General features: G+C 57.4%; 17 protein-coding genes. 3 read left to right on the top strand and 14 right to left on the bottom strand.

Annotated features, from left to right (window positions below):
- Positions 1-224 precede the first annotated feature (224 nt).
- The gene (gene sseA, locus K6958_RS15140) at positions 225-1,073 is read left to right on the top strand and encodes a 3-mercaptopyruvate sulfurtransferase (RefSeq protein ID WP_249894705.1); all 849 of its coding nucleotides are present in this window, start codon (positions 225-227) and stop codon (positions 1,071-1,073) included.
- A gap of 241 nt (positions 1,074-1,314) precedes the next feature.
- Here sseA and sseB read toward each other — a convergent pair whose 3' ends face one another.
- From sseB to trmJ, 11 genes are all read right to left on the bottom strand, one after another.
- The gene (gene sseB / locus K6958_RS15145; protein WP_434085174.1) at positions 1,315-2,094 is read right to left on the bottom strand and encodes an enhanced serine sensitivity protein SseB; all 780 of its coding nucleotides are present in this window, start codon (positions 2,092-2,094) and stop codon (positions 1,315-1,317) included.
- 57 nt (positions 2,095-2,151) lie between these two features.
- Positions 2,152-3,438: an aminopeptidase PepB gene (gene pepB, locus K6958_RS15150; RefSeq protein WP_249891907.1), complete on the bottom strand. Its 1,287-nt coding sequence runs from the start codon at positions 3,436-3,438 to the stop codon at positions 2,152-2,154.
- A 50-nt stretch (positions 3,439-3,488) separates the two neighbouring features.
- Positions 3,489-3,689: a Fe-S cluster assembly protein IscX gene (iscX, locus tag K6958_RS15155; protein WP_249891908.1), complete on the bottom strand. Its 201-nt coding sequence runs from the start codon at positions 3,687-3,689 to the stop codon at positions 3,489-3,491.
- A gap of 51 nt (positions 3,690-3,740) precedes the next feature.
- Positions 3,741-4,076 carry an ISC system 2Fe-2S type ferredoxin gene (fdx, locus tag K6958_RS15160; protein WP_249891909.1) on the bottom strand — a complete coding sequence of 112 codons (336 nt, stop codon included), beginning with the start codon at positions 4,074-4,076 and terminating at the stop codon, positions 3,741-3,743.
- A 3-nt stretch (positions 4,077-4,079) separates the two neighbouring features.
- Positions 4,080-5,930 (bottom strand): Fe-S protein assembly chaperone HscA, encoded by a 1,851-nt coding sequence (gene hscA / locus K6958_RS15165; protein WP_249891910.1) that lies wholly within the window; start codon positions 5,928-5,930, stop codon positions 4,080-4,082.
- Positions 5,931-5,944: 14 nt separating this feature from the next.
- The gene (hscB, locus tag K6958_RS15170; protein ID WP_249891911.1) at positions 5,945-6,463 is read right to left on the bottom strand and encodes a co-chaperone HscB; all 519 of its coding nucleotides are present in this window, start codon (positions 6,461-6,463) and stop codon (positions 5,945-5,947) included.
- Positions 6,464-6,545: 82 nt separating this feature from the next.
- Complete coding sequence (iscA, locus tag K6958_RS15175) at positions 6,546-6,869, bottom strand: iron-sulfur cluster assembly protein IscA (RefSeq protein ID WP_249891912.1); 324 nt, start codon at positions 6,867-6,869, stop codon at positions 6,546-6,548.
- Between the two features lie 10 nt (positions 6,870-6,879).
- Entirely contained in the window at positions 6,880-7,266 is a 387-nt protein-coding gene (gene iscU / locus K6958_RS15180; RefSeq protein ID WP_103060082.1) for a Fe-S cluster assembly scaffold IscU, read from the bottom strand.
- A 24-nt stretch (positions 7,267-7,290) separates the two neighbouring features.
- Positions 7,291-8,505, bottom strand: coding sequence for an IscS subfamily cysteine desulfurase (locus K6958_RS15185; RefSeq protein ID WP_249891913.1), 1,215 nt, complete (start codon positions 8,503-8,505; stop codon positions 7,291-7,293).
- A gap of 40 nt (positions 8,506-8,545) precedes the next feature.
- Positions 8,546-9,040, bottom strand: coding sequence for a Fe-S cluster assembly transcriptional regulator IscR (gene iscR, locus K6958_RS15190; protein ID WP_103060084.1), 495 nt, complete (start codon positions 9,038-9,040; stop codon positions 8,546-8,548).
- A 139-nt stretch (positions 9,041-9,179) separates the two neighbouring features.
- Positions 9,180-9,908, bottom strand: a complete 729-nt coding sequence (gene trmJ, locus K6958_RS15195) for a tRNA (cytosine(32)/uridine(32)-2'-O)-methyltransferase TrmJ (RefSeq protein WP_249891914.1) — start codon at positions 9,906-9,908, stop codon at positions 9,180-9,182.
- Between the two features lie 122 nt (positions 9,909-10,030).
- Here trmJ and suhB point away from each other — a divergent pair, with 122 nt between their 5' ends.
- Positions 10,031-10,834, top strand: coding sequence for an inositol-1-monophosphatase (suhB, locus tag K6958_RS15200; protein WP_249891915.1), 804 nt, complete (start codon positions 10,031-10,033; stop codon positions 10,832-10,834).
- A gap of 66 nt (positions 10,835-10,900) precedes the next feature.
- Here the strand turns inward: suhB and K6958_RS15205 are convergent, their stop codons facing one another.
- Together K6958_RS15205 and K6958_RS15210 are read right to left on the bottom strand one after the other, a co-directional pair.
- The gene (locus K6958_RS15205) at positions 10,901-11,881 is read right to left on the bottom strand and encodes a nickel/cobalt transporter (RefSeq protein ID WP_249891916.1); all 981 of its coding nucleotides are present in this window, start codon (positions 11,879-11,881) and stop codon (positions 10,901-10,903) included.
- On the bottom strand, positions 11,872-12,519 hold the full coding sequence (locus tag K6958_RS15210; protein WP_249891917.1) for a DUF1007 family protein: 648 nt from the start codon (positions 12,517-12,519) through the stop codon (positions 11,872-11,874). The genes K6958_RS15205 and K6958_RS15210 overlap by 10 nt, the downstream gene beginning before the upstream one ends.
- Positions 12,520-12,643: 124 nt before the next feature.
- Between K6958_RS15210 and csiE the strand changes: the two genes are divergently transcribed.
- Entirely contained in the window at positions 12,644-13,912 is a 1,269-nt protein-coding gene (gene csiE / locus K6958_RS15215; protein ID WP_249891918.1) for a stationary phase inducible protein CsiE, read from the top strand.
- On the opposite strand, the gene K6958_RS15220 is transcribed toward csiE, so the two are convergent.
- Positions 13,895-15,049, bottom strand: coding sequence for a 3-phenylpropionate MFS transporter (locus K6958_RS15220; RefSeq protein WP_249891919.1), 1,155 nt, complete (start codon positions 15,047-15,049; stop codon positions 13,895-13,897). The genes csiE and K6958_RS15220 overlap by 18 nt on opposite strands.
- Between the last annotated feature and the right edge of the window lie 41 nt (positions 15,050-15,090).

Consider the following 15,090-nt stretch of genomic DNA (forward strand, 5'->3'; position numbering starts at 1 on the left):
ACACGTTATTGCGCCATTCAGAAATGCTGGCAAGCATTTCTCATCGCACAGGCTATTTATTGCGGCCAGCACCGCAAAATAAATGTAACGATCGGGAAAACATGACGCTTTCTGCTGCCTCTTTTCCGATTCTGCAATCCTGCCCGCAGCATCACAGATTGGGCCTTGAGCTGGGCTGCGAGATCGTCGACACTCACAGCACATCAGTGAATATTGAGGTTGTTATGATATCCGCTCTCTTTGTAACCGCTCAGTGGTTAGCCGAACATCAAAACGATGCAGATTTGCAGATTATCGACGCGCGTATGGCCCCCGCCGGTCAGGAACATCTGCGGGATATGCATGCAGAATATGCTGCAGGACACCTGCCTAACGCGCCTTTTTTTGATATTGAGCGGCTTTCCGATCGCAACAGCCCTTATCCGCATATGATGCCGCGCGCGGAAACTTTTGCCGTCGCCATGCGCGAGCAGGGCATCGACAGTGGAAAACACTTGGTGGTGTATGACGAAGGCAATCTGTTTTCCGCGCCGCGCGCCTGGTGGATGCTGCGCGCGTTCGGCGTTGAGCGGGTTTCGCTACTGGCGGGCGGCCTGGCAGGCTGGAAACAGGCGGGCTATGCCCTGCAAACCGGCGAGGTGCAGCTGCCGGAAGCGGAATTTGAGGCGCGTTACGATACGCAATTAGTGAAAAGCGTAACGGATGTCTTGTTGATCAGCCATGAAGGCGGCGCACAGCTGATTGATGCGCGTCCGGCCAATCGCTTCACTGGCGAAGTTGACGAGCCACGTCCCGGCCTGCGGCGCGGGCATATTCCCGGCAGCCTGAATGTACCGTGGGGCGAACTGGTGGTTGATGGCCAACTGAAGCCGGAGGCGGAACTGCGTGCGGTCTTCCAGCGCCACGGAGTGGATTTAACTCAGCCTATTGTGACCAGCTGCGGATCCGGCGTCACGGCGGTGGTGGCTATCCTGGCGTTAACGGCGCTGGGTATTAAAGATGTGAAGCTGTATGACGGCTCATGGAGCGAATGGGGTAGCCGCGACGATCTGCCCATCGCCAACGCGCATTAAGCGCTGATGCTTTGCCTGGGATCGGGCATTGGCGTTCTGAGCAGAGAAAAGCGTTTGTATCCGGGCATTAGCGCGCTGAGCAGAGAAAATTGCCTGCATCCGGACGATAGCGCCCTGAGCAAAAAAAGCGTTGGCGTCTGCAGATAAACCCTGTTCACAATACAAAAGGGTCGGTAGCCGACCCTTTAAACATTAACGAACCTTGCGCTATTGGTGTGCGCGGCGCCTGAGCGCAGCCCGCTTAGATAATTCGCTGGCCGCCTTTGAACTCACGCAGGAAGCTGCCCCAGCGCCGCTCATAGAACGGCGTAATATGTGCCGTAAAGAAGTGGCTGATGCCCTTCTCGCCTTCAACGATCTGGCAAATATCTACCGGCTCATCATCCAGCAGGGTATCGGTCGCTACCGCCCCCACCGCGCGAATGATGTTATCAATATCCTCATCCGCCTCGATGGCAATCAACAGATTAGGCCGATCGTCCGCCTGCTCCTTGATATGCGCGATAAAGGCCCGGCGTACCTGCTTATATTTGCTTAACAGCTGAGTTAGAGAATCGATCATCTGCGCAGGCGGCTCGGCAACTTCAGATAACAGCAGCGGCGTACCGCCCTCCAGCACCGTTTGCTGGCTTAGCGCATCGCCCTCTTCACCCAGCAGATGGGCGATTTCGCGCGGGGAAAACTCTTTTCCCGCCGGCAGTTTGGGATTAAGAAATAGCGTCTCGCCCTGGGTCATCTCAAACAGCGTGCGTACCGGCAGCATAACGTAAGACTGCTCGCCTTCCGTCGCTTCCGCCATCGCCGCTTCCGAGGTAAAGAAAGGAATAACGCTGGTGCCATCTTCCTTTTCCCAGTGCTGAAGCTCTACCGGCGTGCTGGCATCCAGCTGTTCGCCGGTGCTGCTGCCCGGCACCCACACGCTGGCTTCCATCAGCCGCGTAAAAAATTCTGGCCGATGCGCAGGCTCGGTTGCCGCCAGCTCCAACACTTTTTCCAGACGTGCGTTCGGATTGGTTTCCATGTGATTCATGCTCTTTGTCTTGTTTAACGGGGCCAGAATAAAGCTGGCCCCTGGCGCTTATTTCAGCAGCAGCCTGGCGATGGTACGCACGCCAAGCCCGGTGGCACCGGCCGCCCACTGTTCAACCGCGCCTTTGCGATAGGTGGCGGAGCAGTCAATATGCAGCCAGCCCTGCTGATAGTTGCTGACAAAATGCGACAGGAACGCCGCGGCTGTGCTGGCGCCGGCGGTGTGGGCCGCACCGGCAATATTATTCAGATCGGCAAAGTTGGATGAGAGATGCGTACGGTGGAACTCTGCCAGCGGCAGACGCCAGAACGCTTCGTTTTCGCTGGCGGCGCTGTTTAACAGTTCCTGCGCCAGCGCATCGTCAAAGGTAAACAGCGCATGATAATCGTTGCCCAGCGCGGTTTTAGCGGCGCCGGTCAGCGTCGCGGCATCAATCAACAGCTCCGGCTGCTGCTGGCTGGCGTCAATCAGGCCGTCCGCCAGAACCAGACGTCCTTCCGCATCGGTATTCATCACCTCAACGGTTTTGCCATTGCGATAACGAATAATATCGCCCAGACGGAAAGCGTTGCCGCTGACCATGTTATCCGCACAGCAGAGATAAAGTTTTACGCGTTTCTTCAAACCGCGCGCAATCGCCAGCCCTAACGCGCCGGTGACGGTGGCTGCGCCGCCCATATCGGATTTCATGGAATCCATAAAGGCGCTTTGTTTCAGGCTGTAGCCGCCGGTATCAAAGGTAATGCCTTTGCCCACTAAACAGGCGTAGACCGGCGTGTTTTCATCGCCGCCCGGATTATAATCCAGCGCCAGCAGCACCGGACTGCGCGATGAGCCGCGGCCGACGGTATGCAGCCCCATATAGTTCTGCTCGCGTAGATCTTCGCCTTTGGTAATACGGTAGCTCACCGCATCGCCGGCATACTTGCTGATCAAATCGACCGCGCGGCGCGCCAGCTGTTCCGGGCCCAGCTCTTCCGCCGGCTGGTTAATAACGTTGCGCACCCAGTCGATAATATTCAGGCGACGCTCCAGCTCCTCGCGATCGCTGTCGCTAAGCGGCGCCCAGTCCACGCTGCGCTCACCTTTCGGCCCGCGATAGCCCTGCCAAAACGCCCAGCTTTTCTCCAGATCCCAGCCGTCGCCGCTTAACGTCACCTGGCGAATGCCCTGGCCGTCAATCTTACGCGCCGCGCGCTGAATGGTAGCCAGCGCATCGCCACCGGTCAGGTGAATCGTCATCCCTTGTTCATTGCTGCTGAGGATCGCTTTTTCGCCCCAGCGTGCATCCGCTGCCGTGGTCGACAGCGCGATATTCATCTTTTCAGTGGTCATAACCAGGTTCCCTTTATATTTATCTGAAGCGAGAATGGAAGCTGCCGGAATTACTCAAACTCATCCAGCCAAACCAGCAGTATCGCTTCGAGAATTTTTTCACTGGATGCATCAGGATTATCATCAAACCCTTCCAGCTGACAAATCCATTGATGCATATCGGTGAAGCGTACCGTTTTTGGGTCGGTATCTGGATAAGCATCGTACAAGGCTTCGCCGATTTCACGGCTGTTGGTCCATTTCAGTCCCACAATGACTCCTCAGACGAAAACGGGCCGGCTTTAGGCCGACCCGCGTCATGATTAATGTTCGCGCGCATGGTTGATGGTATAGCGTGGAATTTCCACCACCAGATCCTCATCCGTTACGCGCGCCTGGCAGCTAAGACGGCTTTCCGGCTCCAGCCCCCAGGCCTTATCCAGCATGTCATCTTCATCTTCGCTGCTTTCCGGCAGTGAGTCGAAGCCTTCCCGCACGATGCAGTGGCAGGTGGTGCAGGCACAGGATTTTTCACAGGCATGTTCAAGCTCAATGCCGTTACGCAGCGCGACGTCAAGAATGGTTTCGCCCTGAGCGGCGTCAAATACGCCGCCTTCCGGCAGCAGGTCCTGATGGGGTAAAAAGACAATCTTCGGCATTGATCAAACCTCATCCACAGAATGCCCCGCCAGCGCGCGACGGACAGAGTTGTCCATTCGACGAGCGGCAAAATCCTGGGTTACTTTATCTAATTGTTTTACCGCCGCGCTGATGGCATCCGCCTCGTCGGCGCGGAGGGTTTCCTGCAGCTGCCGCTGCGCCTGTTGAATCTTCTGCAACTCATCCGCGCTCAGCAGCGCGGCATCTTCCGCCAGCGCGCCGGCCAGGCTTTCCAGCACCCGCAGGCCTTCTACCTTTTGCTCGGCCAGCTTACGCGCCGCCACATCCTGCTGCGCATAGGCCATTGAGTCGGTGATCATACTGGCGATTTCGTTTTCGGTCAGTCCATAGGAAGGCTTAACCTGAATGGAGGCCTCTACGCCGGTCGATTTCTCCATCGCCGTCACGCTCAGCAAGCCATCCGCATCCACCTGGAAGGTCACGCGAATATGCGCGCCGCCCGCCGGCAGCGCTGGAATATTGCGCAGCGCGAAACGCGCCAGCGAACGGCAATCGGCCACCAGCTCACGCTCGCCCTGCAGCACATGAATGCTCATCGCCGTTTGGCCATCCTTAAAGGTGGTAAAGTCCTGCGCACGCGCCACCGGAATGGTGGTGTTGCGCGGAATGACTTTCTCCACCAGCCCGCCCATGGTTTCCAGCCCCAGCGAGAGCGGGATCACATCCAGCAGCAGCATATCGCTGTCCGGCTTGTTGCCGACCAGAATATCGGCCTGAATCGCGGCGCCGATAGCCACCACTTTATCCGGATCGATGGCGGTTAACGGCTGGCGGCCAAAAAACTCGCCGACCTTTTCACGCACCAGCGGGACGCGCGTCGAGCCGCCGACCATCACCACTTCCAGCACCTCTTCCGGCGTAACCCCCGCATCTTTCAATGCCCGACGGCAGGAGAGCAGCGTACGCTTCACCAGCCCGGCGATCAGGTGGTCAAAATCAGCACGCGTCACCGTGCCCTGCCAATTGCCCAACGTCACGACCGTGCTGTCGTCTGTACTCAGGGCGATTTTGGCGGCAATGGCCTTGTCCAGCAGCTGACGCTGTACGCCGTGATCGTCACGATCGTGCAGCCCGGCCTGCTCGCGCAGCCAGTCCGCCAGCAGATGATCGAAATCATCGCCGCCCAGCGCCGAGTCGCCGCCGGTCGCCAGCACTTCAAATACGCCGCGGCTCAGGCGCAGCACAGAAATATCGAAGGTGCCGCCGCCCAGGTCGTAGACCGCGATCACCCCTTCCTGGCCGGAATCAAGGCCGTAGGCGATCGCTGCGGCGGTCGGTTCGTTCAGCAGACGCAGCACCTCTAATCCCGCCAGGCGGGCAGCATCTTTGGTGCCCTGACGCTGCGCATCGTCGAAATAGGCCGGTACGGTAATCACCACGCCGTCCAGCTCGCCCTGCAGGCTTTCACGCGCCCGTGCGGCCAGCGTTTGCAGAATATCGGCAGATACGCGTACCGGGTTGACTCTTCCTGCCGCCGTCTGGATCATCGGCAGACCATTTTCACTGGGCTGCAACTGATAAGGTAGATGCGGATAGCGCTGTTGAATATCGGCCAGCGATCGGCCCATCAACCGCTTCACCGAACTGATGGTATTAACCGGATCGGCCGCCGCCTGCTGGCGCGCTTCCCATCCCACCACATGTTGCTGCGCCTGATACTGCACTACCGAAGGCAAAAGATGACGACCCTGCGCATCGGGCAGGGTTTCTGCCTGTCCGCTGCGCACGGTGGCAACCAAAGAGTTCGTGGTGCCCAGATCGATCCCCACGGCCAGACGACGCTGGTGCGGGGCCGCGCTCAGGCCCGGCTCACTAATTTGTAATAACGCCATGTTAGTTTTCCCGGTTAGAAATCGAGCAGCTTCTCTTCCAGCTGTTCTGTCTGGCTGCGCAGTTTAGCGAGAAAACGCAACTTGCGCACCGTATCCGCCGCCGTCTCCCACTGTGCGGCGGCCAGCTGCTGCTGCATCTGCTGGCTGCGCTGCTGCGTCATAACGGCCAGCCGCTGCATAAAGTCCTGCAGTTTCGCTTCGGCGTCCGGCGCCTGTTCAATCGCATCCAGCTCTTCGCGCAGCTCCAGCTGCTCCATCAGAAAAGCGGTATCGCGCATCGTATGCTGTTCGTTATTGATATCGAAACCGTGCAGCGACAGCAGATATTCCGCGCGTGGCAACGGCTGACGCAGCGCCTGATAGCCCTGGTTGATGGTCGCGGCCTGCTGTAAAGCCTGGAGACGTTCACGCTCCGGCTGTGCGGCGAAGCGATCGGGATGGAACTGACGCTGCAGCGCCTGAAAACGAGTGGTGAGCTGTGCCGCATCAATCTCAAAAGCGGGCGGCAGGCCAAAAAGGGTGAAGTAATCCATAGCAGACTCAGTTGATAACAGAGGGATGCATAAAAAGAATCGCTCCGTTCCCGGAGCGATTGATCCTGCTACTGCGCCAACGCTAAACGTTGAAGCTTTCTCCGCAGCCGCATTCATCTTTCATGTTCGGGTTATTGAACTTGAACCCTTCGTTCAGGCCTTCCTTCACGAAATCAAGTTCGGTCCCGTCGAGATAAACCAGGCTTTTCGCATCGATAACCACGTTAACGCCTTTATCTTCAAAGACGGTATCTTCCGGCTGGGGCGCACCGACAAACTCCAGCACGTAGGCCATGCCGGAACAGCCGGAGGTACGCACGCCAAGGCGTAAGCCGAAGCCTTTACCGCGGTGGTGCAAAAAGCTGCTCACGCGGGAAGCTGCGCTCTCGCTCAGGGTAATAGACATAACTCCCCCCTTACTGTGCGTCTTTCTTGCTCTTGTAATCCGCGATGGCGGCCTTGATGGCGTCTTCGGCCAGGATCGAGCAGTGAATTTTCACCGGCGGCAGCTCCAGCTCTTCGGCGATCTGGGTATTTTTAATCGCGGCGGCTTCATCAAGCGATTTGCCTTTTACCCATTCGGTAATCAGCGAGCTGGACGCGATGGCGGAACCACAGCCGTAAGTTTTGAAACGCGCATCTTCAATGATGCCGCTGTCGCTGACCTTGATTTGCAGTTTCATGACGTCGCCGCACGCCGGCGCGCCGACCATGCCGCTGCCGATAGAGGGATCGCTATTATCAAATGATCCTACGTTGCGTGGATTTTCGTAGTGATCGATTACTTTTTCGCTGTAAGCCATGATCTGTTCTCCTGAAACCTGAAATTAATGATGCGCCCATTCGATGCTGTTCAAATCCACGCCCGCTTTAAACATTTCCCACAAAGGAGAAAGTTCACGCAGTCGACCAATGGATTTGCGCACCAGCGCAATGGTGTAATCAATCTCTTCTTCAGTCGTGAAGCGGCCAAGGGAGAAACGGATTGAGCTGTGTGCCAGCTCGTCGCTCATGCCGAGCGCGCGCAGCACATAAGAGGGTTCCAGGCTGGCGGAAGTACAGGCGGAGCCTGAGGAGACCGCCAGGTCTTTCAGCGCCATGATCAGCGACTCGCCTTCAACATAGTTGAAGCTGACGTTAAGAATATTCGGGGCGCCCTGCTCCAGATTGCCGTTCAGATAGACTTCTTCGATATCTTTCAGGCCATCCCACAGGCGGTTGCGCAGCGTGCGCAGGCGCGCCATTTCGCTTTCCATCTCTTCTTTCGCGATACGGTAAGCTTCACCCATGCCGACGATCTGATGCACCGGCAAGGTGCCGGAACGCATACCGCGCTCATGACCGCCGCCGTGGATCTGCGCTTCCAGACGGATACGCGGCTTGCGACGCACATAGAGCGCGCCGATACCTTTCGGGCCGTAGAGTTTATGCGCGGAGAAGGACATCAGATCCACTTTCAGCTGGCTGAGGTCGATCGGCAGTTTGCCTACGCTCTGCGTCGCATCAACGTGGTAAATGATCCCGCGCGCCCGGCACATTTCACCGATGGTCGCGATATCCTGCACCACGCCGATTTCGTTATTTACGTGCATGATGGAAACCAGCACGGTGTCATCGCGCATTGCGGCTTCCAGCGCCTGCAGATCGATAATGCCATTGCTCTGCGGAGCGAGGTAAGTCACTTCAAATCCTTCGCGCTCTAACTGGCGACAGGTATCCAGCACCGCTTTATGTTCAGTCTTGCTGGTAATGATGTGCTTGCCTTTTTTCTGATAAAACTGCGCGGCGCCTTTGATGGCCAGGTTGTCGGACTCGGTCGCGCCAGAGGTAAAGACAATCTCACGCGGATCGGCGCCGACCAGCTCGGCAATTTGGTTGCGCGCGATATCCACCGCCTCTTCGGACTGCCAGCCAAAACGGTGGGAACGGGAGGCCGGGTTACCGAATGTTCCGTCCAGGGTGAGATATTGCATCATCTTTTCCGCCACACGCGGATCGGCCGGCGTGGTGGCGGAATAATCCAGGTAAATCGGTAATTTCATTGCTCTTAAGCTCCGTACATCGCTTCAAATCAAAAAAATATCAGGCCCGCAGATTTATATTAATCGTCTCCTGCGTGCGGCCATTCGCCATACGGCGCGTTTCATTATTCTGACGATCGGCTATATCAAGGATCTCTTTATTATTCACCAGCTCAGCCAGCGTAATGTTGTTGAGAAAATCGCTGATACGCTCGCTTAAATCGTGCCACAGGACATGAGTCAGACAGCGCTCGCCGCCCTGGCAGCCCTCTTTCCCCTGACAGCGCGTGGCGTCAACCGACTCATCGACGGCGGTGATCACCGCGCCAACGGCGATTTCCGCCGCGCTTTTGCCCAGCAGGTAACCGCCGCCCGGTCCACGTACGCTGGCCACCAGGCCATTTTTACGCAGGCGGGAAAAGAGCTGTTCAAGGTAAGAGAGAGAGATCCCCTGACGCTCTGAAATATCGGCCAGCGGCACCGGCCCTTCGTGTGAGTGCAGTGCAACGTCAAGCATCGCGGTAACGGCGTAACGCCCTTTTGATGTCAGTCTCATAGCTTGGCGACCCTCGGTTATACCCTGTTTCGGAGTGATATATGATGGCCGCAAGTCTGACATTCCTGAGTGTTTTGGTCAACTATTTAACCTGGTAAAACACTCAAGTATTCCCCGCTTCGCTTGTACTCTGCCGGGCTTATTTTTCGCCGCGCTTTTTCTCAAAGGAAGAGAGCATGCCGCGCAGGATGTTCAGCTCGTCACGTTCCGGACGCGCGCGCGTGTAAAGGCGGCGCAGCTTGCTCATCACCTGTCCCGGATTGGACTGGCGAATAAAGCCGCTATTCACCATCATCTGCTCCAGATGTTGATAAAAACGCTCCAGATCGTCCACTAACGGATAGGGGCTTTCTTCATACTGCGGCTGTTCCACGCGATCGCTTTGCAGGAAAGCCATACGCACTTCATATGCCAGGATCTGCACGGCCATCGCCAGGTTCAGCGAGCTGTAGTCAGGATTCGCCGGGATCGCCACATGATAATGGCATTTTTGCAGTTCATCATTGGTCAGGCCGACGCGCTCGCGGCCAAACACGATCGCTACCGGCGCCTGTGCGCCCTCTTCCACGCACTTAACGCCGCATTCGCGCGCATCCAGCATTGGCCAGGGCAGCGTACGCGACCGGGCGCTGGTGCCAACCACCAGGCTACAGCCGGCAATGGCTTCGTCCAGCGAATCGACAATCACCGCATCGCCAATCACATCGCTGGCGCCTGCGGCGAGCGAGATGGCCTGCGAATCAGGTTTAACCAGCGGATTAACCAGGTAAAGGTTAGTCAGCCCCATGGTTTTCATCGCGCGAGCGACGGAGCCCATATTGCCAGTGTGAGAGGTTTCCACCAGCACAATACGAATATTTTGCAGCATATAACTCAAGGAGGTCGGTGAGATAATTTGGCAATGCTAGCATAAATGCAGGACATTTTCCGATCTCCCTGCTATACTCCGTGCCGTTTTCCCCGTTCTTTAACATCCAGTGAGAGATACTGATGCATCCGATGCTCAACATCGCCGTGCGCGCTGCGCGCAAGGCTGGCAACTTAATCGCCAAAAACTACGAAACTCCAGACGCCGTTGAAGCTAGCCAGAAAGGCAGCAACGATTTTGTGACCAATGTTGACCGCGACGCCGAGCGCCTGATTATTGAGGTGATTCGCAAATCTTATCCGCAGCACACCATTATCGGCGAAGAGAGTGGTGAACTGTCGGCAGAAGATCAGGATGTACAATGGATTATCGATCCGCTGGATGGCACCACCAACTTCATTAAACGCTTACCGCACTTCGCGGTTTCCATCGCCGTGCGCATTAAAGGCCGCACCGAAGTGGCGGTGGTTTACGATCCAATGCGTAACGAACTGTTCTCTGCCGTACGCGGCCAGGGCGCTCAGCTGAACGGCTATCGTCTGCGCGGCAGCAATGCGCGCGATCTGGACGGCACCATTCTGGCGACCGGCTTCCCGTTTAAACAGAAGCAACATGCCGCAACCTATATGAAACTGGTAGGCAAACTCTTTACCCAGTGCGCGGATTTCCGTCGTACCGGTTCAGCCGCGCTGGATCTCTGTTATGTCGCCGCCGGTCGCGTTGACGGCTATTTCGAGATCGGCCTGAAGCCGTGGGATTTCGCTGCTGGCGAACTGATTGCACGTGAAGCGGGCGCGCTGGTGACCGACTTTACCGGCGGTCACGGCTTTATGACCACTGGCAACATCGTTGCGGGTAACCCACGCGTGGTTAAAGCCCTGCTGGCTTCCATGCGAGATGAGCTGAGCGATGCGCTGAAGCGTTAAGTCTCACGCGAACGAAAAAATGCCGCATGCTCCTTCGGGAGGTGCGGCATTTTTTTTGCCTTGCCGTTAGCGCAGCGCGCGCAACCCGCCTGATATCGCCGGCTGCGCGCTTAGCCACAAGATTATGCCGCCGGCAATCAACAACAAACCGCCCGCCAGCGCCAGGCTGTGTAGCGCTACGCGTTGCCATGGCGCAGGCGCGGCGCGTTGGTTAAGGCGCTGCGCCAGCGCACGCGAACTCTGCACCAGCAGCGCCATCATCGAGACCGTCAGCGCCGTGCCGAGAGCCATCGCCAGCGCGCTCAGTACGCCCCAGGCATAAACGCCGATCACCCGTGAGAACAGCAGCATCATAATCGCGCCGGAACAGGGCCGCAGCCCCATCGACAACACCACCAGCAGCGAGGTTTTCCAGCCGGTCGCCCGCGCCAGCTGTTGTTCATCAGGCAGATGCTGATGACCGCAGCCGCAGTGCTTATCGTGCTGATGATCGCGCGGGCGAAACGTATGCACCCGCATCGCTCCGCTACGCCGCAGCTGACGCAGCGCGCGCCAGCAGAGCCAGACGCCAAGCGCGGCAACCAGCAAATAGCTGCTCTTTTCCAGCCAGTAGCTGCTGAGGTGAAGCTGACGGGAAGAGGCCTGCAGGAGCCCCAATACCAGGCTCACCAGCCCTACCGCCACGGCGCCTTGCACCATTGCGGCCGCCAGCGTTAAGCGCAGACTGGTTTTCAGCCGGACAGGATGCGTCGCGAGAAAGGTAGCGATCACCACTTTGCCATGCCCCGGCCCCAACGCATGTAAAATGCCATATGTGAGGCTGAAACCGAGCAGAGCCAGTCCGGTCTGATGCGGATGCTGCGCCACGCGCTGCAACAGGCCAATCATTTGCTGATGAAGGCTTTTTTGCCACAGCACGCTCTGCCACAACAGCTGCGGCCAGTACCACCAGGCGGCCAGGGCCCCCAGCAGCGCCAGCGCCAGCACGCTCCATAGCGGCCACAGGCGACGCCAGCGCGGATAATCGCGTTGCAGTATTATTGACATGACAGCGTTACCGTTTGCGCGAATTGACGCCCCAAATCCATGCTTTCCGGCGGCGCATCGGCTTTATCCAGCGACAGGGCAAAATCTTTCAGCGCCGCATCCGGCTCTGGAGTATGCAGCGTCAGCTTGCAACGGGAGGAGAGCGCCTCCGGCAGGCTCAGCGACTGGGCATTTTTATAAGTCATATCAACAAAATAGGTGGGATCAAATGAGCTAAAAGTATAGCTCTGGCCTGCCAGCGGCTGCGGCCGCGCCAGCGGTAAAACAAAAGTCAGTACCGCCTGCGCCCCGCTGCGCGCCAGCGAGTAGGCGGGCGGCAGATTTTCAAACTTGACCGCTTTGCCCTGATGCCAGAACTCAGTGAAATAGTGCTGTGCCAGGACGTTAGCCATCACTTCCGCCGCCAGCTTTTTCCACACTGGCGAATCGGGCGTAGCGTCGCCGGCATCATAAAGCAGATCGGCTGAGGTGATCTCATCCATCGTCCAGACCATCTTTAAACCGGTCAGGGCATCATTGCTGACCACCGGCGTGGTTTGCATCGCAATAAAACTGTGCGGATGAGACCAGGCTAAAGGCGAAAGCAGCAGAGCCAGGCAGCCGCCGGCGGCGCGTTTGATCAGAGTAGTGGCTGTCATTCATCTTCCTGTACGGCAATTCTGTGACCCAGGTTAACGTCTGGATAAAAAATTGTCGACGCGCATCTGTTGTCACGTCGGTTGTCTATGCTTATTTTTGGTATGACTGACCGGAAAATTCACGATGAGTTCTGCTACAACTACAGCACCACTCTTCTCCAGTTCCCAGCGTCGTTGTCATCTCCTGCTTATGCTTTATCTGCCCGAGCCTTTGCTGACTCTGGATAGCCTGTGCCAACTCAATCAAGTCGACCCTTCGCTTGCCCGGCAAGATATAGCGGAGGTTGAGGAGGAGATCCAGCGTTATCACCGCCTTGGTATTTTACAGCAGCAGGACGGCACTTTTTTATTGCAGGGCGATGAACTGGATCAACGCCTGTGTCTGCTGCACTGGCTGCGCCGGGCGCTGCGCGTTTCGCCGGTATTTATCGAGGGGAATTTTGTTCCCGCTCTGCGCCAGCATTTGCAGGCGCGTCAGATAGAAAAACTGCTGTATAACGAGCGCAATCTGCAGGCCCTGATTGAACATTGCGCCAGCCGCCTACAGCGCAACTTCAGCCCGCGCGATCGGTTGTTTCTTCAGCTTTTTATGCAATATTCGCTGTGCCACACGCGGCAGGCTATATTTTCCGCCCGGCAACGGCTATGGCTGGAAAATAAGGCCGAACGGCTGGCGGCACAGGACATTATTCAACACTGGCAGCGGCGCTGCCGGTTCGCGCCCGACGCCAGCGAAATCGATTTTTATACGCTGCTGTTTAGCATGATCCATGCACCCTCCGCCGCGCGCCTGGCACATCAGGGCGAACTGCAATTGATGGAGCAAACCCGGCTGCTGATGACGCGTTTTCAAAGGCTCTCCGGCATGCGCTTCAGCAATGAACAGGGCCTGTGCAGCCAGCTTTATACTCATCTGGCGCAGGCGCTGGATCGCTGTCATTTTGCCGTCGGCATTGATAACAGCCTCTCTGAAGAGGTGATTCGCCTCTATCCACGCCTGCTGCGTACGACCCAGGCCGCCGTGGAAACCTTTGAAGATCATTACGGCATCCGCTTTTCCGCGGAAGAGATGGGGCTGATCGCGGTTATTTTCGGCGCATGGCTGATGCAGGAGAGCGTGCTGCAAGAGAAGCAGGTGCTGCTGTTAACCGGCACAGACGCCGCGCTGGAAAAGGAACTGGAGCACCAGCTGCGCGAGCTGACGCTGTTGCCGTTGAATATTAAATATTTATCTGTTTGCGATTTTCAGCATCACGGCGCGCCAAAAGGGGTAACGCTGGTGATCTCGCCTTATGCCGCTCCGTTACCGCTCTATTCGCCGCCGTTGATACACGCCGAACTGCCGTTAAGCGCGCATCAACAGCAGCGTATTCGTCTACTGTTGGAGTCCTGACGACTGTACGGGCGGGCGTAAAAACAGCGCCGGCAGCACCAGCAACGCCATTAACCAGAAGATATCGCCCTGTAAATAGGTGAACAGCACGCCGCAGACCATAGTCATCACTGCGATACCGCCGCCCATCGCCAGTGCAGAATAGACCGACTGCAGACGAATCACCTGCCCGCCCTGACGCGCCGCGATGAAACGCATCGCCGCCAGATGACAAACGGTAAAACTGCCACAGTGCAAAATCTGAGCGACGATCAGCCACGGCAGCTGAGTGGTTGAAGCCATCAGGCTCCAGCGCACCAGCGCGCAGATCCCGGAGAGCAGCAGCAAATCACGCGCGCTCCAGCGATGAAATAGCCGATTGCTCAGCGCAAAGATGATGATTTCCGCCACCACGCCCAGCGACCATAGATAGCCCACCACGCTGGCGGAATAGCCCGCCTCCTGCCACCAGATAGCGCTGAAACCGTAATAGGCGGCATGCGCGCCCTGCATCAGCGTCACGCACAGCAGGAAACGCCATACGCTCTTCTCGCGCAGCAGCGATCTCCATTCGGCCCAGCCGGCACTGTTCGCCGTGCGCGCTTCTCCCAGCGGCATCACCGTCGGCCGCAACAACATGCCGCCCAGCATCATCACAATGCCGACGCTTAACAGCGCCAGGATCGCCTGACTGTTCCAGGCAGTAATCAGTACGCCGGTCAGCGCCGAGCTGATCACAAACGCCAGCGATCCCCATAACCTGACCGGCCCGTAAGGCAGCGCGATTTGCCGTGTCCAGGTAGCGGCCAGCGCATCGCTGAGCGGCACCAGCGGCGAGAAAAAAAGATTAAAACCGATCATTACCAGCAGCAGCCATAGCCATTGCTGCCCCAGCCAGAAGCCGGCGGCGCACAGCAGGGTTAACAAGGCCAGCAGACGCAGTGCCAATACCAGCTGTGACGGATCGCGCACGCGTGAGGCGATAAGCAGACTGCCGACAAAACGGGCGATCATCCCGGCCCCCAGCAGCAGGCCAATTTTTTCTGCATCCAGGCCGCTGCCTTTTAGCCAGACCGCCCAGAAAGGAAGATAGATGCCATAGCAAAAGAAGTAGGTGAAGTAACCGAGTGCTAACCAGTATGTTGAACGGACCGTCATATTTCCCCCCGACAATGAGGCGCTACTTTGGCAAATCGCGG

It is taken from the genome of Mixta hanseatica, from assembly GCF_023517775.1.
GTDB lineage: Bacteria > Pseudomonadota > Gammaproteobacteria > Enterobacterales > Enterobacteriaceae > Mixta > Mixta hanseatica.

Excerpts from the sequence above, each read along its gene's own strand:
- sseA (WP_249894705.1), top strand. The coding sequence starts at position 225 with ATGATATCCGCTCTCTTTGTAACCGCTCAGTGGTTAGCCGAACATCAA.
- sseB (WP_434085174.1), bottom strand. The coding sequence starts at position 2,094 with ATGGAAACCAATCCGAACGCACGTCTGGAAAAAGTGTTGGAGCTGGCG.
- pepB (WP_249891907.1), bottom strand. The coding sequence starts at position 3,438 with ATGACCACTGAAAAGATGAATATCGCGCTGTCGACCACGGCAGCGGAT.
- fdx (WP_249891909.1), bottom strand. The coding sequence starts at position 4,076 with ATGCCGAAGATTGTCTTTTTACCCCATCAGGACCTGCTGCCGGAAGGC.
- hscA (WP_249891910.1), bottom strand. The coding sequence starts at position 5,930 with ATGGCGTTATTACAAATTAGTGAGCCGGGCCTGAGCGCGGCCCCGCAC.
- hscB (WP_249891911.1), bottom strand. The coding sequence starts at position 6,463 with ATGGATTACTTCACCCTTTTTGGCCTGCCGCCCGCTTTTGAGATTGAT.
- iscA (WP_249891912.1), bottom strand. The coding sequence starts at position 6,869 with ATGTCTATTACCCTGAGCGAGAGCGCAGCTTCCCGCGTGAGCAGCTTT.
- iscU (WP_103060082.1), bottom strand. The coding sequence starts at position 7,266 with ATGGCTTACAGCGAAAAAGTAATCGATCACTACGAAAATCCACGCAAC.
- K6958_RS15185 (WP_249891913.1), bottom strand. The coding sequence starts at position 8,505 with ATGAAATTACCGATTTACCTGGATTATTCCGCCACCACGCCGGCCGAT.
- iscR (WP_103060084.1), bottom strand. The coding sequence starts at position 9,040 with ATGAGACTGACATCAAAAGGGCGTTACGCCGTTACCGCGATGCTTGAC.
- trmJ (WP_249891914.1), bottom strand. The coding sequence starts at position 9,908 with ATGCTGCAAAATATTCGTATTGTGCTGGTGGAAACCTCTCACACTGGC.
- suhB (WP_249891915.1), top strand. The coding sequence starts at position 10,031 with ATGCATCCGATGCTCAACATCGCCGTGCGCGCTGCGCGCAAGGCTGGC.
- K6958_RS15205 (WP_249891916.1), bottom strand. The coding sequence starts at position 11,881 with ATGTCAATAATACTGCAACGCGATTATCCGCGCTGGCGTCGCCTGTGG.
- K6958_RS15210 (WP_249891917.1), bottom strand. The coding sequence starts at position 12,519 with ATGACAGCCACTACTCTGATCAAACGCGCCGCCGGCGGCTGCCTGGCT.
- csiE (WP_249891918.1), top strand. The coding sequence starts at position 12,644 with ATGAGTTCTGCTACAACTACAGCACCACTCTTCTCCAGTTCCCAGCGT.
- K6958_RS15220 (WP_249891919.1), bottom strand. The coding sequence starts at position 15,049 with ATGACGGTCCGTTCAACATACTGGTTAGCACTCGGTTACTTCACCTAC.